22 protein-coding genes and 1 tRNA gene are annotated in these 18,327 nt (G+C 65.7%); 18 read left to right on the top strand and 5 right to left on the bottom strand.

Going from position 1 to position 18,327, the window contains the following annotated elements; all coding sequences use genetic code 11:
• Positions 1-3: 3 nt before the first annotated feature.
• Positions 4-79: transfer RNA gene (locus tag ACTHM3_RS07200), tRNA-Arg, on the top strand.
• A 31-nt stretch (positions 80-110) separates the two neighbouring features.
• On the opposite strand, the gene ACTHM3_RS07195 is transcribed toward ACTHM3_RS07200, so the two are convergent.
• Together ACTHM3_RS07195 and ACTHM3_RS07190 are read right to left on the bottom strand one after the other, a co-directional pair.
• On the bottom strand, positions 111-1,391 hold the full coding sequence (locus ACTHM3_RS07195) for a site-specific integrase (protein WP_440405425.1): 1,281 nt from the start codon (positions 1,389-1,391) through the stop codon (positions 111-113).
• Positions 1,384-1,950: a hypothetical protein gene (locus ACTHM3_RS07190; protein ID WP_440405424.1), complete on the bottom strand. Its 567-nt coding sequence runs from the start codon at positions 1,948-1,950 to the stop codon at positions 1,384-1,386. The genes ACTHM3_RS07195 and ACTHM3_RS07190 overlap by 8 nt, the downstream gene beginning before the upstream one ends.
• A gap of 109 nt (positions 1,951-2,059) precedes the next feature.
• Between ACTHM3_RS07190 and ACTHM3_RS07185 the strand changes: the two genes are divergently transcribed.
• The 11 genes from ACTHM3_RS07185 (at position 2,060) to ACTHM3_RS07135 (ending at position 11,213) form a co-directional block, all read left to right on the top strand.
• On the top strand, positions 2,060-2,332 hold the full coding sequence (locus ACTHM3_RS07185) for a helix-turn-helix domain-containing protein (RefSeq protein WP_440405423.1): 273 nt from the start codon (positions 2,060-2,062) through the stop codon (positions 2,330-2,332).
• A gap of 252 nt (positions 2,333-2,584) precedes the next feature.
• The gene (locus tag ACTHM3_RS07180) at positions 2,585-2,812 is read left to right on the top strand and encodes a hypothetical protein (RefSeq protein WP_440405422.1); all 228 of its coding nucleotides are present in this window, start codon (positions 2,585-2,587) and stop codon (positions 2,810-2,812) included.
• A gap of 352 nt (positions 2,813-3,164) precedes the next feature.
• Positions 3,165-3,473, top strand: coding sequence for a hypothetical protein (locus ACTHM3_RS07175; protein WP_440405421.1), 309 nt, complete (start codon positions 3,165-3,167; stop codon positions 3,471-3,473).
• On the top strand, positions 3,473-4,723 hold the full coding sequence (locus tag ACTHM3_RS07170; RefSeq protein ID WP_440405420.1) for a DUF3631 domain-containing protein: 1,251 nt from the start codon (positions 3,473-3,475) through the stop codon (positions 4,721-4,723). Before ACTHM3_RS07175 ends, ACTHM3_RS07170 begins: the two co-directional genes overlap by 1 nt.
• 368 nt (positions 4,724-5,091) lie before the next feature.
• Entirely contained in the window at positions 5,092-5,331 is a 240-nt protein-coding gene (locus ACTHM3_RS07165; RefSeq protein WP_440405419.1) for a hypothetical protein, read from the top strand.
• Entirely contained in the window at positions 5,328-5,789 is a 462-nt protein-coding gene (locus ACTHM3_RS07160; protein ID WP_440405418.1) for a hypothetical protein, read from the top strand. The genes ACTHM3_RS07165 and ACTHM3_RS07160 overlap by 4 nt, the downstream gene beginning before the upstream one ends.
• Positions 5,776-6,219: a hypothetical protein gene (locus ACTHM3_RS07155; protein WP_440405417.1), complete on the top strand. Its 444-nt coding sequence runs from the start codon at positions 5,776-5,778 to the stop codon at positions 6,217-6,219. Before ACTHM3_RS07160 ends, ACTHM3_RS07155 begins: the two co-directional genes overlap by 14 nt.
• A 136-nt stretch (positions 6,220-6,355) precedes the next feature.
• Positions 6,356-6,751: a hypothetical protein gene (locus ACTHM3_RS07150; protein WP_440405416.1), complete on the top strand. Its 396-nt coding sequence runs from the start codon at positions 6,356-6,358 to the stop codon at positions 6,749-6,751.
• Positions 6,723-7,340, top strand: a complete 618-nt coding sequence (locus ACTHM3_RS07145) for a hypothetical protein (protein ID WP_440405415.1) — start codon at positions 6,723-6,725, stop codon at positions 7,338-7,340. The genes ACTHM3_RS07150 and ACTHM3_RS07145 overlap by 29 nt, the downstream gene beginning before the upstream one ends.
• Before the next feature lie 747 nt (positions 7,341-8,087).
• A complete protein-coding gene (locus tag ACTHM3_RS07140) occupies positions 8,088-8,477 on the top strand; it encodes a DUF7426 family protein (RefSeq protein ID WP_440405414.1) in 390 nt (129 codons plus the stop codon).
• Positions 8,478-8,525: 48 nt separating this feature from the next.
• Positions 8,526-11,213: a hypothetical protein gene (locus ACTHM3_RS07135; protein ID WP_440405413.1), complete on the top strand. Its 2,688-nt coding sequence runs from the start codon at positions 8,526-8,528 to the stop codon at positions 11,211-11,213.
• A gap of 8 nt (positions 11,214-11,221) precedes the next feature.
• On the opposite strand, the gene ACTHM3_RS07130 is transcribed toward ACTHM3_RS07135, so the two are convergent.
• Complete coding sequence (locus ACTHM3_RS07130; RefSeq protein ID WP_440405412.1) at positions 11,222-11,482, bottom strand: hypothetical protein; 261 nt, start codon at positions 11,480-11,482, stop codon at positions 11,222-11,224.
• A 45-nt stretch (positions 11,483-11,527) separates the two neighbouring features.
• Here ACTHM3_RS07130 and ACTHM3_RS07125 point away from each other — a divergent pair, with 45 nt between their 5' ends.
• Entirely contained in the window at positions 11,528-11,863 is a 336-nt protein-coding gene (locus ACTHM3_RS07125; RefSeq protein WP_440405411.1) for a hypothetical protein, read from the top strand.
• 40 nt (positions 11,864-11,903) lie between these two features.
• On the top strand, positions 11,904-12,443 hold the full coding sequence (locus ACTHM3_RS07120) for a hypothetical protein (RefSeq protein ID WP_440405410.1): 540 nt from the start codon (positions 11,904-11,906) through the stop codon (positions 12,441-12,443).
• 871 nt (positions 12,444-13,314) lie between these two features.
• On the opposite strand, the gene ACTHM3_RS07115 is transcribed toward ACTHM3_RS07120, so the two are convergent.
• Both ACTHM3_RS07115 and ACTHM3_RS07110 read right to left on the bottom strand, forming a co-directional pair.
• Complete coding sequence (locus tag ACTHM3_RS07115; RefSeq protein WP_440405409.1) at positions 13,315-13,650, bottom strand: hypothetical protein; 336 nt, start codon at positions 13,648-13,650, stop codon at positions 13,315-13,317.
• Positions 13,647-13,991, bottom strand: a complete 345-nt coding sequence (locus ACTHM3_RS07110) for a hypothetical protein (RefSeq protein ID WP_440405408.1) — start codon at positions 13,989-13,991, stop codon at positions 13,647-13,649. The genes ACTHM3_RS07115 and ACTHM3_RS07110 overlap by 4 nt, the downstream gene beginning before the upstream one ends.
• Before the next feature lie 456 nt (positions 13,992-14,447).
• Here ACTHM3_RS07110 and ACTHM3_RS07105 point away from each other — a divergent pair, with 456 nt between their 5' ends.
• The 4 genes from ACTHM3_RS07105 to ACTHM3_RS07090 all read left to right on the top strand — a co-directional run bounded on the left by ACTHM3_RS07105 (position 14,448) and on the right by ACTHM3_RS07090 (position 18,304).
• Complete coding sequence (locus ACTHM3_RS07105) at positions 14,448-15,404, top strand: ribokinase (protein WP_440405407.1); 957 nt, start codon at positions 14,448-14,450, stop codon at positions 15,402-15,404.
• Between the two features lie 94 nt (positions 15,405-15,498).
• The gene (locus ACTHM3_RS07100) at positions 15,499-16,542 is read left to right on the top strand and encodes a LacI family DNA-binding transcriptional regulator (RefSeq protein ID WP_440405406.1); all 1,044 of its coding nucleotides are present in this window, start codon (positions 15,499-15,501) and stop codon (positions 16,540-16,542) included.
• Entirely contained in the window at positions 16,539-17,450 is a 912-nt protein-coding gene (locus ACTHM3_RS07095; protein WP_440405405.1) for a carbohydrate ABC transporter permease, read from the top strand. The genes ACTHM3_RS07100 and ACTHM3_RS07095 overlap by 4 nt, the downstream gene beginning before the upstream one ends.
• Entirely contained in the window at positions 17,447-18,304 is an 858-nt protein-coding gene (locus tag ACTHM3_RS07090) for a carbohydrate ABC transporter permease (RefSeq protein ID WP_440405404.1), read from the top strand. Before ACTHM3_RS07095 ends, ACTHM3_RS07090 begins: the two co-directional genes overlap by 4 nt.
• The last annotated feature ends 23 nt before the right edge of the window (positions 18,305-18,327 follow it).

Raw genomic sequence — 18,327 nt, 5'->3', positions numbered from 1 at the left:
CACGCGCCCGTAGCTCAACGGATAGAGCATCTGACTACGGATCAGAAGGTTGGGGGTTCGAATCCCTCCGGGCGCACCACCGAGAAGCCCGAGTTTCCGGCGAAGTTGCTTCACAGCGACACCTCCAGAGGCTCGGGCTTCTCGCTGTCTGTGCTCACGTTGTGTGCATACCGGGTTGGGAGCAGCGCCTCCGCCGCATCCGCAGCCGCCTTGTTCGCGTCTGTGAGCAGGTGTGAGTACAGGTCGCTCGTCACTGCGATGTTGCTGTGTCCGAGCCGCTTGCTGACGACCACGAGAGCGGTCCCGCCAGCGAGCATGAGGCTTGCGGCGACGTGCCGGAGATCGTGCAGACGTGCCGCGGGGAGCCCTGCGCGGGTCACGATGCGGTTGAACGCCTGAGTCATGGAGTGCGGCAGAACGGCGGTTCCATCCTCTCGGGTGAACACGCGGCCGGTGTCGACCCATGCGTCCCCCGCGGCCTCTTTCTCGGACTCCTGACGGATTCGCCACGCCATCAGTGCGCCAATCGCCTGCGGTCCGAGGCTGACGCGCCGATCCTGCCCTGCGTCCGTCTTGATCGACCCTTCGACAACCTGCTTGCCGACCTGCACGTGCTGCTTACGGACGATGATCTCCCCGCTCTCGAGGTCGACGTCCTCCCAGCTCAGGCCGATCAGCTCGCCCCGGCGCATACCGGTGAACACGGCCAGCTCGTAAAACGCGCCCAGCCGCTCGTGCGTGGTGGCATCCATGAACTTCGCGACCTGGGCCACGTCCCAAATGCGGATCTTGCCCTTGCCCGTGGACGGGAGGCTGATGTTGCGGGCCGGGTTCGACTCGATCAGGTCGAGCTTCACAGCGAACGTCAGAGCTGACGAGAGGGTCGCGTGGATGCGTCGCACGGTGGTCGCTCCGCGTGTCTTGCGAAGGTCCTGCACGAACGCATCCACGTTGTGCTTGCGGAGCTCTGTGAGGGGCAGTGCGCCGAGCGCCGGCACGATGTCCTGGTCGATATAGCGGCGGTACATGAACGCCGTAGAAGCGCGCATGCCGTCCTCGACGCGGCGCTCGATCCACTGCTGCAGGTAGGCGGCCACGGTCAGTTTGCGGTCGCCTGGGTAGCGGCCGGCGCGCATGTCCGCCCGAGCCTTGTCGCGCTCCTCGATGGCAACGGCGCGGGTCGGAAAGCCTGACTTGCGAGCCTGCAGACGCTTGCCCGTTCCGGGGTGTCGACCGCCCGAGACTGCGAAGCCCCAGGAGCCGTGCTTCGGGTTGGAGAGAAGCTGCGGGCAGGCTGCTGCGCGCTGTGCATCGGTCGGTCGCTCGACCAGTAGCCCGTAGTAGGTGCCGTCTTCGCGACGGCATCCGCAGCGGCGGAAGAGGTTAGCCATGGTGCTCTCCTGAGACTCCGGGACGCGCTGCGCCGAGCATGCCGGCCTTGCGGGCGTCGCTGAGAAGGCGGCTCACGTAGCCGCGTGCGTAGTTGAGCTGACGGGCGACGTCAGCGGTGGGGGAGTTGCTGCCGCGTGCGATGGCATCGCGGTATGCCTCGACCACCTGGGGGAGAACGGTAGAGCGGGGCTGTCGGGAGGCGCGCTCCTCTACGACTGTGGGGGTCGGGACGCTGATCTGCTCGCCGTCCACGAGGCGGTACGGGAATCCGAGGTCGGTCAGCATGCGCTCGAGGACCGCTGCCAGGGGAATCTCTCGGAGTGTCGTAGGTGACACCTTGGGGCCTCCGGGAATGGCGGAGACCTGGAAAAGCTCGCAGACGGGTTTGCGGTCGATGATCCGCATTCCGACTCTCAGGTTGTAGTCCCCGAAGCGGGCATCAGCGGTCACCTCACTGAACGGCAGATACACGCCTTCGGCAACCTCCGCGGGCTCTCCGGTCGGGTTGCTGGCGTTCACATGCCAGTTGTTCGGGATGGCTGCGCGGCGGGGACTCACGTCCGCAACGTATGCCGTGGGTTTCGCGTTTGTCAAGGGTGACACCTCCTGCACGAACGAGTGTAACCGATCGGTGCCACTTTTGCAATAGTGACGCTAAAATGGTGTTATGACCACGAAACAGACACAGCTCCGGCAGATTGCCGAGGTGCGCCGCATGTTCCGCGACGGTGAAGCCGAGCGCGTCCGTCGTGGTGCCGGCATCTCTCAGAGCGAGCTAGCGCGGACCATCGGAGTCGCCTCATCCACCGTTTCCCTGTGGGAGAGCGGGGACCGCGTGCCCCGCGCATCAGTCGCCCTCCTCTGCTGGCAGATCCTCTCCACCCTGCGCGGGCTTGGTCCGCGCGAGGACGATGCGCAGACCACGCGACGAGAGTCCTAGGAGGCGCTGCGCCGTGCTCCACGTCATCCCGCCGTCGACAGCCCTTCGCGCGATCTGGTCGCGTTCGGCAAGTGCCTCGCGCATGAGCCTGTCGAGCCGGTCGATGCGGTTTCGGATCCTCTTGCAGTCAGCTTCATCGTCCATGACACGCCACTGTACCCCGTACCCCAAAGAGTCGGGAGCATCGGCTACTGTTGCCACGGTACCGGGTACTCCGGTCAAAGACAGTGAAAGCCGGAAAGGAATCGAGCCATGAGTGCCGCCAACATCAGCACTGCGGAAGGGCTCACGCCGAAGCTGCGCGAGATCCTCAACGAGAACTTGACCATCGACGTAAAGACGACCGCGGCCATTTTGGGCATCGGATCGAATCAGGCCTACCAGGCCATTCAACGCAAAGAGATCGACGCAATCCGCCTCGGTGGGCGATGGCTCGTGCTCACTACCCCCCTCAAAAAGCTCCTAGGAGCAGACCACTAACCAACCCTCGATCATCCCCAGATCGGACCCGGAGTCCATTGCATGACAACTACGAAACCCACAGCACCGACTACTTCCCGCAGCCTCCCCGCCGCAAGCGCAGGCGTCGCCCCTCGACTGGCCGGAACGGCAACGGCGGCGGACGAGCACGACGGAAGTTCGATCACGCGGACCCGACCTGGGATGCGGTACTTCGCAGCATCCGCACTTCGCATGAGTTCTCTGCAGTCCTCGCAGACGGCTCCCGAGTGACCTTCCGGCCGGCTCAGATCCTCGCGCTCGCGAAGGTCGCGGATCGGCTCGTCACTCAGTACACGCGCAGCGAGCTCGTCGCCCTCCTGCGAGGTGTCGCATGACCATTCTCGAGACCCCCGCACAGCGCATCGGAGCCTCCGTCGAGGACGAGCTGTTCGCCACGCTCTGGAAGCTCGTGGCAGGCGAAATCGAACTGCACGACTGTTCGGACGCGCTGCAGGCGTGGTGGGCCGTCGCTCACGCAGACGGCTACAACGCCGGCTACGCCACCACGAACGAATGGCTCCGGCACGACCGGGACCGCTGGTATTTCGTCGCCTCGAACCCCGGCAAGAAACCCGGCGACTACCTGATCCACATCACCCACCGTCTCTGGGAAGAGGCCGACCGAGGAGAGGCGTACTGATGACTGACGACCTCGCGGAAGTGAGTTCCCTGACTCACCCGAGCCCGCTGAACGATGTTGAGACCTTCCTTCGTCGCTTTGTCTCGTACCCATCTGAGGAGGCTGTCGTCGCGCACGTTCTCTGGATCGCGCACACGCACCTCATCGACTGCTTCGACAACACGCCCCGACTCGCGGCCTGCTCCCCCGAACCCGGCAGCGGAAAAACCCGCCTCCTCGAGATGACCGAACCGCTCGTGCCCCGCCCAGTCATCACCGTCAACTCCACCCCGGCCTACGTGTTCCGCAAGATCAGCGACCCCGTGGGAAAGCCCACTCTCCTCTTCGATGAAGTCGACACCGTATTTACCGGAAAAGGTGATGCGAGCGACGAACTCCGGGGGCTGCTCAACTCCGGCTATCGGCGCGGCGCGACGGCCGGACGAGCAGCCGTTCGAGGCAAGGAAGTCGTCACCGAAGATTGGCCGTCATTCGCAGCCGTAGCGATGGCTGGTCTCAACGATCTCCCGGATACCCTCGCCACTCGCAGCGTCATCATTCGGATGAAGCGACGCAAGCCTGGGGAGTACGTCGAGCCGTATCGCAGACGGGTAGTCGCCCCGGAAGCCGAGGCGCTTTACGACCGACTCGCAGCGTGGGCCGCGACCCATGTGACCGATGTGACCGACTCCTGGCCGGACCTGCCCGAAGGCATTGAGGATCGCGACGCCGACGTATGGGAACCCCTCATCGCAGTCGCAGACGCTGCCGGAGGTGAATGGCCCACCAGAGCTAGGACGGCAGCAGTAGCACTCGTCGCCCAGGCACACGACCGCCCCGCCACCCTCGGGATTCGACTCCTCAGTGACATCAAATCTGTCATTGGGAAGGCGGACAGGATCAGATCCACGGAACTCCTCGCACGGCTTCACGCCCTTGAGACCGCCCCGTGGGCATCCATCAAGGGCGAACCGATCGACTCCCGATTCCTATCCCGTCAACTCGCCAAATACGGCATACCCAGTTCACACACCATCAGGTTCAGTGATGCGGGAAACGGAGCAGACACCGCCAAGGGGTACCTCAAATCCGACTTCGCAGACGCCTTCGCCCGCTATGTCCCGGAGATCGGTCACATCGGTCACACCACCGATGCGTCGACCTCAGCTGAAGGGGCAGGTGTCCCAAACTGCACCACCTGCGGCACACCGCTACACCCGATCCTCGCCGCTAAGGGAGACACAACCCACCCCAACTGCGAGGCAGCATGAACGCGAAACCGAGTCGTGGCCGGGCGGTTCATGCCCTTGCGGCGAACCTGCGAAACGCGCCGCGCGCGCGTAGGTCGACCCGGCAGCGTGCACACATCGCGTTCACACAGCCTCGAGAGGCCCGTATTTGCAGGGGAGTCGGGCTGTGCTTCTGACACCGAATCAGATTGTTGGGCGCTCCCGTCAGCAGCTCTACGGGGCTGTAGCTGACGCCGTTGAGGAGATCGATCCGTTCGCTGCAGCGATCCTCCGTGACTACGTGACCGCGCTGCGCCGTGAGGCAGCGGACTACCGCCGCCGACTGAACGAAAGGCCCCGCAATGACTGACAACCTCATCCCGTTCCCCGCACCCCCAGGCTCGCGAGGCATGAGCGCCGTAATCGTGGAGATCCTGCAGGACGTCGCAGACGACCGACAGGACCCCGAATGGGCGAACCGCGTCGAGGCGTGGGCAATGCGACAGGACGACCCGATGCGGGCGCTCAGCAACATCGCGGTCGCAGGCGTCCTCCTGGCCGCGTCCGTGCTGATCGACAGCGAGGGCGGAGACGCCCTACCGGCGTACCTCGGCCACGCTCGCAAGCACTGGCCGGGGGTGACCAATTGAGCGACGACTGGACGCCCGCGTTCCCCGGACAGCGGCCACCGTTCCGTCCCGGCAACAAGTGGCGCGTCGGTGCCGGGAATCAGCTCGCGCGAACCCACGGGGCCTACAGCTTCCGAACCGTCCAGCCTCGCGCTGAGCGCATCGTCCGCGACCTTCTCGCCATCCCTGAGCTCGGCTACCTCGCTGCTCCGATGTTCCACGAAACCCTCTGGAAGTACGCACGCGCCCAGGCACGCGCCGATCTCGCCGCGGAGTGGGCCGGCAAGATGCCCGGCTATGAGGCGTTCGTGTCGCCTCCTGGCGGTCGTCCCGCTGCAGAGGTCCACCTGGGCATGGAGGTGACCGCGCAGAACCTCGCAGACAAGCTCGGCCTGTCGCCCGTCTGGGCGGAGTTCTTCGCTGACGACATCGCCGCCGCGTGGGAGCAGATCGGAGGCAAGCCCGATGCCCTCGGATGAGATCGAACCTGTGGAGAATTCCACACCTGACCTGACTGTCGAACGGGTCGAGCCGATCGCGCAGGCCTACATCGCAGAGGTCCGCAGCGACCCCGGCACGCAGTACCTGCAATCACCCCGCTTCGCATCCGCCCTCTGGCATTGGGCACAGGCACAGGCCAAGGTGCAGCTCCTCACCGAATGGGTGGACTCCATGTCCATCGCCCAGGCAGCAGACAGCGCACGCGGCCAGACGTCCGCTCTCGAGCTACTGCGCAAGTGGATGAGCACAAGCCAAACCTGGGCTGCACGCCTCGGCCTCGACCCCCTAAGCGCAGCCAAGCTCGGCAAAGACGTAGCGCAGGGCAGACAGGCAGACGCAGCCACCATGCTCAGCCGCCTCAGGGCCGAGCACGAAGCCGCCACCCGCGACAGCGAGGACGAATCGTGACGGGGGGTGGGAGCCCCCTTTTGCATGCGTGCGCCCTTCGATACACCCGCGTCGGTATTGGGTGCGTCGGCAAACTCGGTTTTGGGTCGGCTTCCGAAAATTTGCGCGGGACTTTTTCTGATTTTCGGTTTTGGCTGTGAGTGATCTTGAGGAGTTGTTGCGGGGTCGTGTGGCTCATGGTGTCCTGTTGGCGACGATGGGTTTTTTGCGTCGGCGGTGGGAAGTGGATGGCTCGCCGTTTCCTTCTTGGGCTAAGCCGGTTTTGGAGGCGTTGGCTGTTGCGGCCAATCAGCCTGATCCTGATATGTCCGAATTCGGACGTGCTGTTGGGACGATGGATTCAACCAATTGGGTGACCGTCCGGGAGGCGGCACGTTTGGTGGGGCGCAGCGAGCGTCATGTTCGCCGTCTTGCTCAGGAACGCCGGGTGCGTTCTCAGCGCGAAAATAACTGGCTCTGGCTGGTCGATATCGACAGCCTAAAGAACGTTTTGGAGAGGTCGAATGTCGAAGGTCGAGGAGCAGGATCCTGACCGGATTGTCGCGGATGCGGAAGAGCGCGCCCGGGAGGCGCAGGCTTTGGTCACGGCGATCGAGGATCGGATTATGGCCGGCGATACGTCGGTGTCGCACGAGGACTTGTCGAGTCAGATCTCCGTGGCTCGGGCGCTGGCGCTGGTCGTTGAGGGCGCTCGGACGAAGGCCGCTCAGATTCGCGAGCAGTCGCGGGGGAAGGCTCTGGAGGCGCTAAGGGCTGAGATCGAGTCTCGTGCGCCGGAGTCAGGGGCGGAGCTTGTGACGAGGCTCCGGGCGGTGGAGGACGCTGCTAGGGAGTATCTGGCGGTGGCTGAGGCGTATTCGTCGCTGTATGAGGGTTGGCGGCTTCGGTTGGGTCAGCTGGACGTGAAGCCGGGGAGGCTGGATCACGGCGTCGGCTATACGGAGTTCGGCGGGATTCTGACGGACGAGTTCACGCTGCAGCGTGAGGACGGCGGGAAGTACCTGCACATGATCTTCAATGCGCCGTATGGGGAGCCGGCTCGTCTGCTGCTGACGCATGACGAGAAGCGCCGCGATGACGTGTACCGGATTCTCGGGAACATCGGGAAGGCGGACGCCTGATGGCGGGGACTGAGCCGATTGTGCAGCACTCTGCGGAGTGGCTTGCGGCGCGTCCTGCGCAGCGAGATGAGGCGTGGCTTGTGGCGAATAAGTCGAACGCTGCTGAGGTCGTGCGAGCCGCTGCCGCGGGTGAGCTCGATGTTCTGATGGGGCGGGTTTGAGGGGCGATTCGGCTCCTCAGTTCTCGCGTGCGTGGCTTGATTCGGCTGCTCCTGCAGCGCGTTGGGAGGCCCATCATGCGGGCAATCTCGACGTGGTGTTGGGGCATCGGGCTTTGGCTGAGGGGGAGTCGTTCCAGGACCCTGCACCTGAAACGGATGTTTCACCTGAGGCGAATGCCTCAGCTGAGCCTGCCGCTCCTGTAGGTCCGCCGCAGCGTGACGAAGCCTGGCTGAACGCGCACCTGTCGGACCCCGAGGAGATCACCCGCGCCAAGAATGCCGGCGAGCTGGACGTGCTGTTGGGGCGTGGTGGTCATGGAGCCTGACTGGTACGTGCTGCTGACCCTAGACGGCGGTATCGAGTTGCGTGTTTCCGATCTCGAGGATTCAGCGTCTGCGCGCGCCGGGTGGGAGACGTCTTTGCGGACGGGCAATTTCGATCCGGCTCGGGTCCGGGTTGCGATCACGATTCCGTCGACTGAGGCATATCCGTGGCATCAGCCGAGCGATATCCGTGACCTGATTATGAGCCGCTATTCCCGTAGCCGTGAACGTGTTTTCCAAGATCCTCCGAAGGTGGTAGCAGATGTCTAAGTTCGAGGACTTCTCCGAGATTTATGAGCCGCTTGTGCTCCCGGTGAACGGGAAGAGTTACACGATCCGTCCGGTTGTCGGGGCTGAGGGTGAGAAGTTCAATGCCGCTATTGCCGGTGGTGACAATGCGCCGGAGTTCTCGGACGTTGATCTTGAGGCGATGCTGCTCGGCCCCGAGTTGAAGCAGCGGCTTCTCGACGACGGCGTTTCGGACGCGGCGATCAAGCGCATCCTTCTGACTGCTCTGGCGGAATTCCAGGGCGGTCGTGCGATGGCGGAGATCATGTGGGCCACGGGTGGCGAGACTGCCGCGATGGCCGATTACGTGAAATCTCACGCCCCGAACCGTGCCGCGCGTCGCGCAGCCCCGAAGCAGAAGTAATCCCCCTCTACCCACCCCCTCGATCATCCCCAGGACCGAGCAGATGAATTGGCAACAGAAGGTGCGACGACCGTTGGCGCGATCAACGCGAAGATCGGCGCGACGCTCACGGAGCTGCAGGAGAAGGTCGCTGAGGCCAAAGCTCTCGCGAAGGAGCTGACCTCAACTCCGACGAACGTCAAGATCGGCGCTGACGTCTCGGAAGCGATCACGAAGCTGTCCGCGGTTGAGGCTGCGCAGCGGAAGGCCGGACTCGCGCTCGACAACTACAAGCTCGCCTATCAGCGCCTCGACGAGGTGCAGGCGAAGGGTGGCGCGTCCGAGTCACGGCTGATGGCGCTGCATCTAGCGGCCACGAAGGCGGACAACGCGCTCACTGACGCGGTCTTGCGGCTGCAGGCGGCTGAGGCTGCGGCAACCGTAGTTGAGGACGAGAACACTGCCGCCACTGAGCGGTCGAACACGGCGCAGAAGCAGAACCTGCAGCGCTGGCAGGCGATCGCTCTGGCGGTCGCTGCACTGGTGCCGTTGCTCGGGCCTTTGGCGGGCTATGCGGCGGGTGTCGCGGGCGCGTTCGGTGTCATGGGCGCTGCGGGTGTTCTCGCGGTCCTCGGCATCAAGAACGCGATGTCTCAGGGCACCGCAGCCGGCAACAGCTACTCCGCGGGGCTGCAGGTTCTCAAGGGTGACCTGAACGAGCTGAGCAACACGGCCGCGGTGTCGATGCTGTCGTCGTACTACGTCGCTATCGGGCAGATCAACGCGGCGATGCCGAGCCTCAACAGTTCGACGAAGCTTTACGCGCAGCAGCTCGGGACGGCCGGCAACTTTCTCCTCGGGACGCTCGTCACGGGCCTGAAGGTTGCGCAGCCGCTGCTGCTCACGGCAGGGGTGTACGTCGAGCGGGTCGCGGCTGGGTTGCTGTCGTGGACGAAGGACGGCGGCTTCCAGTCGTTCGTGCAGTACGCGGTCGGGCAGCTTCCGAAGGTGTCGGCCGCTCTCGGTCAGATCGCGGATCTCGCGCTCCGTTTGGTGCAGGCTGCAAGCCCGATCGGTTCGGTGGTGTTGCCGATTCTGCAGGGCGTGACGTGGGCGCTGAGCCAGATTCCGATCCCGATCCTCACAGCCCTGATCTCGGTTGTGGGTGCCGGGTTCATCGCGTTCAAGGCGTGGCAGGTCATCCCGGGCATCGTCGACGGAGTGCGGGGCGCTGTCACGGCGCTGGGTGCCGCAATGGACACATCGCTGGGGCCGATCGGGATCGCGGTCGCGCTGCTGGGGACGCTCGCGGTGGCGGTCGGCGCGACGGTCGCTTCCACGCAGGCTGCTCGCGCGGCGCAGCTCGACTTCACCTCCGCAGTTCAGCAGGACGCGGGCGTGATCGGTGAGCACACCCGACTGCAGGTCGCGCAGAACCTCGTCACGGAGGGGGCCTACAAGACCGCTGACAAGCTCGGGATCTCGCAGAAGGAACTCACCGCGGCGGTCATCGACGGGGGCAAGGCGCACTCGGAGGTCACGGCCAAGATTCGCGCCGCGTCCGAGGCTGCCGACAAGGCGGTGTCGTCCTACGGGTCGATGGCTTACGGCAACAACGGGGCGTCGGCGGCTGAGCAGAAGCATGCGCAGTCTCTGCACGATCTGCTGAACGCGATCGAGCAGAACCGGGGCGGTATCAAGTCGCAGATTCAGGTCTACAACGAGATCCAGAACGCGATCGGCGGGATGACGATCTCCACAGAGGCGCAGCTCCGGGCGGAGAAGGAAAACGCGGCGCAGTACGGGGTGTCGCTTCCGACGTATCAGTTGGCGAAGCAGGCGCAGAAGCAGACGCAGGATCAGCTCGAGCAGACCACCACCGCCATGCAGTTGCAGAACGATGCAGCTGGTTTGCTGCGGAACGCGCTTGACATCCTCAACGGCAAGACGCTCGGTGTCGCTCAGGCTCAAACCGGTCTGGCTGGTGCGAACAACTCCTTGGTCGATTCGCTGAAGCAGAACCATGACGCGGTTGACGGGACGTCGAAGGCGGCGGTCGCGAATCAGCAGGCGATTCAGCAGTCGATTCAGGCGGCTCAGCAGTATGCGGAGGCTGTCGGCAAGTCCACGGGTTCGAGCGTTCAGGCGCGTCAGGCGCTGATCGATTCGAAGACGCAGATGGAGGACACGCTCCGGTCGCAGGGTTTGCTGACGGACGGTGTGCAGGCGTACATCGACAAGATCTTCCAGATCCCGGACGTGAAGAACACGAAGGTCGACGTCGACACCGACGCTGCAGCGGCGAAGGTCGCGGCCCTGCAGAAGCAGCTCGAGGCGCTGAATTCCATCGCCGGCAGTGCGCAGGCGAAGCTCAACGCCTCGGGTATCGCTACGGGGACGTTGCTGCATCAGGCGACCCAGAACCGTGCGAACGGTGGCTCCATCTACGGGTACGCAGGCGGCGGTTCACCGGGTCTCTCGGGGACCGTGTTCGGTCCGGGATCGTCCACGTCGGACTCTGTGCTCGCACGGCTGTCCGTGGGCGAAGAGGTGACCAAGGCGAGCTCGGCCAACTACCCAGGGGTGCGTCCTCTGCTGAAGTCGCTGAATTACGACGCGCCCGGCACGATGGCAGCGCTCTCGACCCGGCCAGCGTCGCAGAAGACGACGGTAAACAACTGGTACATCACGAACGCTGTCGACCCGGCGCAGGTCGCTGTCGAGGTGCAGCGGCGAGTCAACTTGAGGGTGACATGACCGCGCGCTCATCGATGGCCTACGTACATGTTGGGGAAGAGGAATACGGATGCGATCAGCAGCGCGCCGAAGAGGAGGAACCCAAACATCAGGCGACGGATTCGGGCTGGGTAGATGGTGGAATCAGCGATGGATTGGCCCCAGGCTCGACGCATGAGCCGGTGATTGAGTCGCACCATCCAGCGGCTGCGTAAGAGTCCGATAGCTCCCCAGGCGATGCAGATTGCCGCCAGCAGTAGCGCGAACACGCTGTAGATGGTCAGGGTCACGGGCAGAGCGTACCGATGGCTTTGCGTGTCGCGACATTCGAAACTATGTTCGACGCTATGTTGGTGCGCCGGATGCTCCCGCGGTCAGGTCGCGATCGTGAGGAGCGGTTCGAGGTCGCTGATGAGAAGGGCCGCCCGCTCGGGTGGATCCGCGTGTGGACGTCGTCTCGAGGTCGGCGCTTCTACGACGCCCGCGTGACGAGCCCGAAGAACGAAGAGGTGTCCCTCGGGTCCGACACGGACATGTGGACTCGGCTCGAAGCGATCGAGCGGTTCGGTCTCGACCCCGAGCAATTCAGGCTGGTGTGGGCGCGCGAGTACAGCGGCCACGTCGACGACCCGTCGCGAGTCGTACACGGCCCCACGGCTACCGAACTCTGACCGGCCTCTGCGTGCGTCGATTTCTTGTCATAATCCGAGCATGGCTGACAACGACTGGTGGGACCGCTCACCACTAAAACCGTTGGCCATGCTGGTGGGGATCGCTGCCGGTCTCTGCACGATCGGGGCCGCGATCTACACGTACGGGCCCGGTCTCACACATTGGCTCGAGAGCTTGGACGAACCAAGTGATGCCTCATCTCTCGCCGCAACGCCCACCCCAACCAAGTCGCCTTCGGGAGCTGTAAATCTCTCATTCCGGCCAGCTGATGACAACCTTCGCGCCGCAGGCCCCTCTGATTTCGTCATCGCGAAACCTCAGAAAGGGGGGCGATACGACGTCATCGTCACATTCGAGCCGTCTGTAGATGCTTCGGGCTGGAAGGACGACTGCACGACTGTTGTCTCCGCAACGACAGTCGCCCCTTATCGCACCAGCCTGTGCTCAAACGCCAACGATTTCGGCACGCTCTCAATGCCACTGACCAAAGGGCCAAACATCGTGACCGTAACAGTTACGCACGCCGGGCAGCTGTACTTCGGTCAGGTGAACGTCCAGGTCTACGCGGACGGCCACTGACGAGGGCTTGCCGCCCCCGCTGCCTCTCCGAACTTTGAGGCTTGCCCCGGTCGCGCGGTGACCCGACATTCCTCGCACCACCACGCCGTCACAGTTGGCTCCATCGGCTCGAGGCATCCTGGACAGTTAGGCCCGATTGCGTCATCGAGCTCATTCACCCGCGGATTGAATCACGCCCGTCTGGCCGCCCACACAGGTCTATCCACAGCCGACCCGAATCGGCGCGAGTTTGAATCATGGGAACTCCTCCGTGAGCGCTCTGACTGTAGAGCTAACGAGTCTTGCTCGGCTAGTCCCAGGGGGGGAGCGGGCGGGACGCAACCCTGACAAGAAATGCCCCGCCCGTCCCGGCACTAGGGGAGGTTTTCTGCTCCTCGCGGAACCGCAGCCAACCGAGCGCGTCGTGCTTCTCGCTCAGCCTTCTCCGCGGCCATCATGCAACCGACGCAGGAATCTCTTTGCGGTTCGATCGGCTCTCCGCAGTTACACCGCTTCGGCAAGATCTCCTCCACGAGCTGGCACGCGCGAAGGAGCGCCTCTCCGAGAGCACGCGCCTCCGCAACTGTGAACGTCTGCGAAGTCCGCGGAGGCCACCCGGGCTCATCGTCGACACCTTGAACGCCGTGCCACATCCGAATCTGGGGCTCCCAGACCCCGCCAGAACTCGCGGTCTGCTGCACGGCCACTGCGGTCGGCCTGAGCCCGGGATAGCGGCGATAGAAGAGCTGCGACGCGGAGTGTTGGCCGAGGTACTTCACGTCCTCGACTCGGGCATGGTCATCGAGGAACTTGTGCGTCGTGGCCTTCGCGCCTCGGTGGTTCTCGCACCATTCCGGGCAGTCGACTTCGACGGGCAGCGACACGATCTCGTTCACGAGCGCGCCTCCCACATGGCCGAGGCGTTCCCGTACCGGGTCGAGCCGCGCTTCCCGCTGTCCCGCACCTGCCCGGCGATCACGAGCTCATGCCGGCGCGTGCGGAGGCTCTGCGGGCTCGCCATCGGCAGGTGCGGGTGCTGGGCGCGGTGCACCTGATACAGGCTCTCGATCCGCTCATCCGTACTCGGACCGTTCTCCCGCAGCAGCCGCAGAATCGCGGACTGCACGAGAGTCAGGTTCGACGGGTCGAGCTTCGCCGCCGCGTCCAGGGAAGTTCCCGGGTCGAGGACGGCCGGACGTGCCTGCACGAGGCCGCGGAGCCCGCTCACAGCGTCACCGCCGCGTTCTCCGGCTTCCACGTCGTCAGCAGCGCCTCGAGCTTGTTCGCGATCACCCGCAGGTCACGGATGCCCGCCACGACCGTGCCGGGCTCGAGGTCCAGGAAGTCGAGGTAGACGCTGAACGAGGTGTGACCGGTTGTCGTGTTGAGCAGTGCGGTCACGTCGACCGTCTTGTCACCGCCGCTGACGGTGCCGATGGTCCCTTGGTGCGCCTCGGCGGCGTCCTGCACCTCGGGTCCGTTGTGTCCCTTGCACCACGGCAGGGCTGCCGGGCACGGCTGGTTGTAGGTGTCGGCGGAGTAGCGATCTCCGGTGTAGGTAGCGTTCATGTTGTCCGTGTTCCTTTCTCGAATTCGGACGTCGCCCTCGGCCTGTTGGCGCAGGTCGGGGGCACCTTTTTTGTGTGCAGCGTTGTGTGCGTGATGCCCGTGACGGTCAGTGAGAGGTCGTGAAAGCCCCCTCCCCGAGAGAGGTCGGAGCCCCGTGAATACGGGGAAGTGGGGGTGCGTAGTGACCCGCGGTGAACCTCGACCGTTGACTACGGATCAGAAGGTTGGGGGTTCGAATCCCTCCGGGCGCACACACACGAAGCGGCTCGTGCATGCGGGTCGCTTCTCGCGTTTCAGACACCCGATCGGGCTTCGTTCTGCTCGGTCGACCGTCGACCGACTTGACGCCCCCGCCCCGACGCCGCTAACTTCGGCCGGCTCCCCGGCCCCTTCTCGTCTGTGGTGGAAGGGCTTCCACGAGGTCGCCGATGAGCGCGCCCCAGGATTGCGAGGAACATGGACCCGCTCACGTCTCCCGTCGGTGTCCCCGTGCCGCGCGGCGAGGTGGTCGTCTTCGGCAGCGCCAACGTCGATACGGCCTACGTCGTCGATCGCCTCCCTGCGCCCGGCGAGACGGTGCTCGGCAGGGTGGAGCACCGCGGGCCGGGCGGCAAGGGGTCCAACCAGGCGGTGGCCGCACGGGTCCACGGCTCAGCGAAGACCACGTTCATCGGGGCCGTGGGCGACGATGCGGACGGCCGCGCTGTCGCGCAGGCGCTGCGCTCACGAGGCGTCCGCGCCGAGCTGACGATCACGACGAGCGCGACCGGGTCGGCGACGATCCTCGTCGACGCCACCGGCGAGAACTCGATCGTCGTGGCCGCGGGCGCCAACGACGAGATCGACGCGGGCGGTGCGGCGACGGCGCTCGGCCGTGCCGCGATCGTGCTCGTGCAGCTCGAGGTGCCTGTCGAGGCCACGACCGCGGCGATGGCGGCGGCCGGAGGGTGGACGGTGCTGAACGCGTCGCCGATGGCGCGGGGCCTTCCCGCGATCAGGCCCGATCTGCTGGTCGTCAACGAGGGGGAGGCGCGCGAGGTGGCCGGACGCGCCGCCGACGCGCCACTCGGGCAGGTCGTCGCCGCGTTGCGCGGCATCGCCGACGAATGCGTCATCACGCTCGGCGGCGCCGGGAGCATCTACGCGTTCGGCGGCGGGATCCTCCGCGCGAGCGCGCCGCGCGTCCCGGTCGTCGACACGACGGGGGCCGGGGATGCCTTCGGCGGAGCGCTGGTCGGGGCGCTCGCCGGGGGTCTGTCCCGGGCCGAAGCGCTGCGGACGGCGGCCGCGGCCGGTGGCTGGACCGTGCAGCACCGCGGGGCCCAGGCTCCGGCGATGAGCCCTGCCGAGCTGTCCGAGCTCCGCGCGCAGGTGCGGGTCGACGTCCTTGACGCCTCCGCGTCGCGCGGCTAGTGTCCTCGGACCCTATGGGGGGGTGGAGCCGCTTTTGGAAACGATTCCAATCCACATAGGGAACGTTCAGTACCCGGAGCTCGAAGGAGAGATCATGCCGCGCGCGACACTCCACGACGTGGCCGAGGCCGCCGGCGTCTCACTCGCCTCCGCGTCGCGGGCGCTCTCCGGCGGCAGCGCGAGCATGAAGATGATCCGCAAGGTGCGCGCCGCAGCGCGCGACCTCAATTACCTGGCCGACAGCACGGCGCGCGCGCTGCGCGCGGGCGGGGCGACGCGGCGGGTCGCATTCGCCGTGGACGACATCGGCAACCCGAACTACGTCGCCATGCTGCGGGCCGTGGAGCGCACGTTCGGCGCGGACGGGCCACGAGTGAGCGTCACCTCGACGAGCGAGCCTGGACGCACTGCGGAATGGGTGCGGCAGCTGTCCCTCGGCGGCGCCGACGGCCTGATCCTGTCCTCGCTCCGCTCGGACGACGTCCTGCGCCGCGCGGTCGTCAACTCGGCGATCCCCGTGGTCGTGATCGGGTCGCTCGGCGACGGGCTCACGATCGACAACGTCCGGGTCGACTCGAGCGTCGCCGTCGAGCAGGCCACGGCTCACCTGCACGCGCTCGGGCGCCGCAACTTCGCCTTCGTCAACGGACCGCTCGACACGCAGCCGGGCTCGGTGCGCGAGCGGGGCTTCTATCGCTCCACGCGGAGGCTCGGGATCCCGGACGCGCACGCGTCGCAGATCATCGCATCCGAGTTCACGCTGGAAGCCGGTCGCGCGGCTGCCGCTCCGATCTTCTCGCGCTGGCATCGACAGCGTCGCCACGAGCGGGTGGATGCGGTGGTGGCCGCCAACGACCTGATCGCGCTCGGCGTCATCGTCGCCGCGCACGATGCCGGTCTGCGTGTGCCCGACGACCTCGCCGTCACGGGCATCGACGACATCGAGTTCGCCGCGATGTACAGCCCGAGCCTGACCAGCGTGTCGATGTTCGCCGCACGACGGGGCGAGATCGCGGCGGACCTGCTGCTGCGCCGGTTCGACGAGCCGACGCGTCCGTTTCAGACCGTCGAGGTGCAGCCGGAACTCGTGGTGCGCGACTCGACGGCCGGTTCGCTCTCCGGGAGGCGTGCCGGATGAGCACTACCGTCACTCGTCGACGCGCCACGATCGCGTCGACCCGACGCACCGAGGCCATCGCGCTCGCGCTGCCCTCGGCGCTGCCGATCATGATCCTCAGCGTCCTGCCGATCATCGTCGGGCTGCTGTACGCCTTCACCGACTCGACGATCATCAACCCGGATCCGCCGCAGTTCGTCGGGCTCAAGAACTTCGGGCGCGTCTTCGCCGACGCGCCGTTCTGGCAGTCCTTCGGCATCGGCGCCGTCTGGACGGTCTCCGTCACGGTCCTGCAGGTCGTGCTGGGCCTCGCCCTGGCCCTCCTGCTGAACTCGAACCTCCGCTTCCGCGCCTTCGTCCGCGTGCTCGCGATCGTCCCGTGGGCGATGCCGCCCGTGGTGGTCGCGATCATGTGGCAGGCCATCTACTCGCCGACGCACGGCCCGCTCAACTGGCTCATCGACGCGCTCGGCGGCCCGACGGACATCAACTGGCTCGGCAGCTTCAGCCTCGCGCTGCCGGCCGTCATCCTCGTCGGGGTCTGGGCGGGCATGCCTCAGAACACCGTCTCCATGCTCGCGGGACTCCAGCAGATCCCCACCGAGCTCGTCGAGGCGGCGAAGGTCGACGGAGCCAACGCCTGGTCGCGCTTCCTGCACGTCACGCTCCCCGCGATCCGGCCGGTGATGATCGCCGTCGGCTCGCTCAGCCTGATCTGGAACTTCAACTCCTTCGGCATCGTCTACGTGCTCACGGGCGGAGGGCCCGGCGGCCAGACCCTGCTCCCCATGCTCTTCGTCTATACAGAGGCCTTCCATAGCGGCGACACCGGCCTGGCGGCCGCGATGACCGACGTGATCCTCGTGCTGATCCTCGTGCTCGCATCCTTCACCTTGCTGCGGCGCCTGCGTCGGGGAGCCCGGGCATGAGCGCCCGGCCCGTCCGCCGGAGCGCCGGGGGCGTCGTCGCACGCGTGCTGCAGTACGTCGCGCTCGCCGCGTTCGCGATCTTCCTCGCGTTCCCCTTCGTCTGGCTGATCTCGACCTCGCTCAAGACCAGCCGCGACATCAACTCGCTGACCGTCAGCCTGTTCCCCCAGCACCCGACGTTCGACAACTTCGCGGTGGCGCTGCAGACCCAGGGCCTCGTCCAGGCCGCCATCAACAGCGTCGTCGTCGCCCTGTCGACGACGCTCATCGTGATCGTCGTCTCCGTCCCGGGCGCGTACGCGATGGCCCGCTACCGCGGGCGCGTGCGCAACCTCGGGATCGGGTGGATCCTCGTGAGCCAGATCATCCCCGTGCCGCTCATCATCATCCCGATGTTCTTCGTGCTCCGGGCTCTGGGGCTCATCGACAACCTCGGCGGACTGACCCTGGTCTACGTCGTCTACACGCTGCCGTTCTCGTTGTGGATGCTGCAGGGCTACGTGAGCGGCATCCCCGGCGACATCGAGGAGGCCGGCTCGATCGACGGGGCCGGACGGCTGCGCATTCTCTGGAGCATCGTCCTGCCGCTGCTGCGTCCCGGCCTGATCGCGACCTCCATCTTCACGTTCGTCTCCGCATACAACGAGTTCTTCTTCGCGCTGGTGATCCTGCAGTCCTCTCCGAACTACACGCTCTCGGTGACGCTCAGCACGTTCGTGAACGGGCAGGGGCTCTCACTGATCGGACCGCTTGCCGCGGGCGCGCTGCTCTCGGCGATCCCGAGCATCGTCTTCTTCTCGATCCTGCAGCGCCGACTGGCCGGCGGGCTCCTCGCCGGCGCGGTCAAGGGCTGAGACCCGACCAACCCTTCACCCAG

This window comes from Pseudolysinimonas sp., from assembly GCF_051954455.1.
GTDB lineage: Bacteria > Actinomycetota > Actinomycetes > Actinomycetales > Microbacteriaceae > Pseudolysinimonas.
This window is presented reverse-complemented; position numbering and strand designations above follow the sequence as displayed.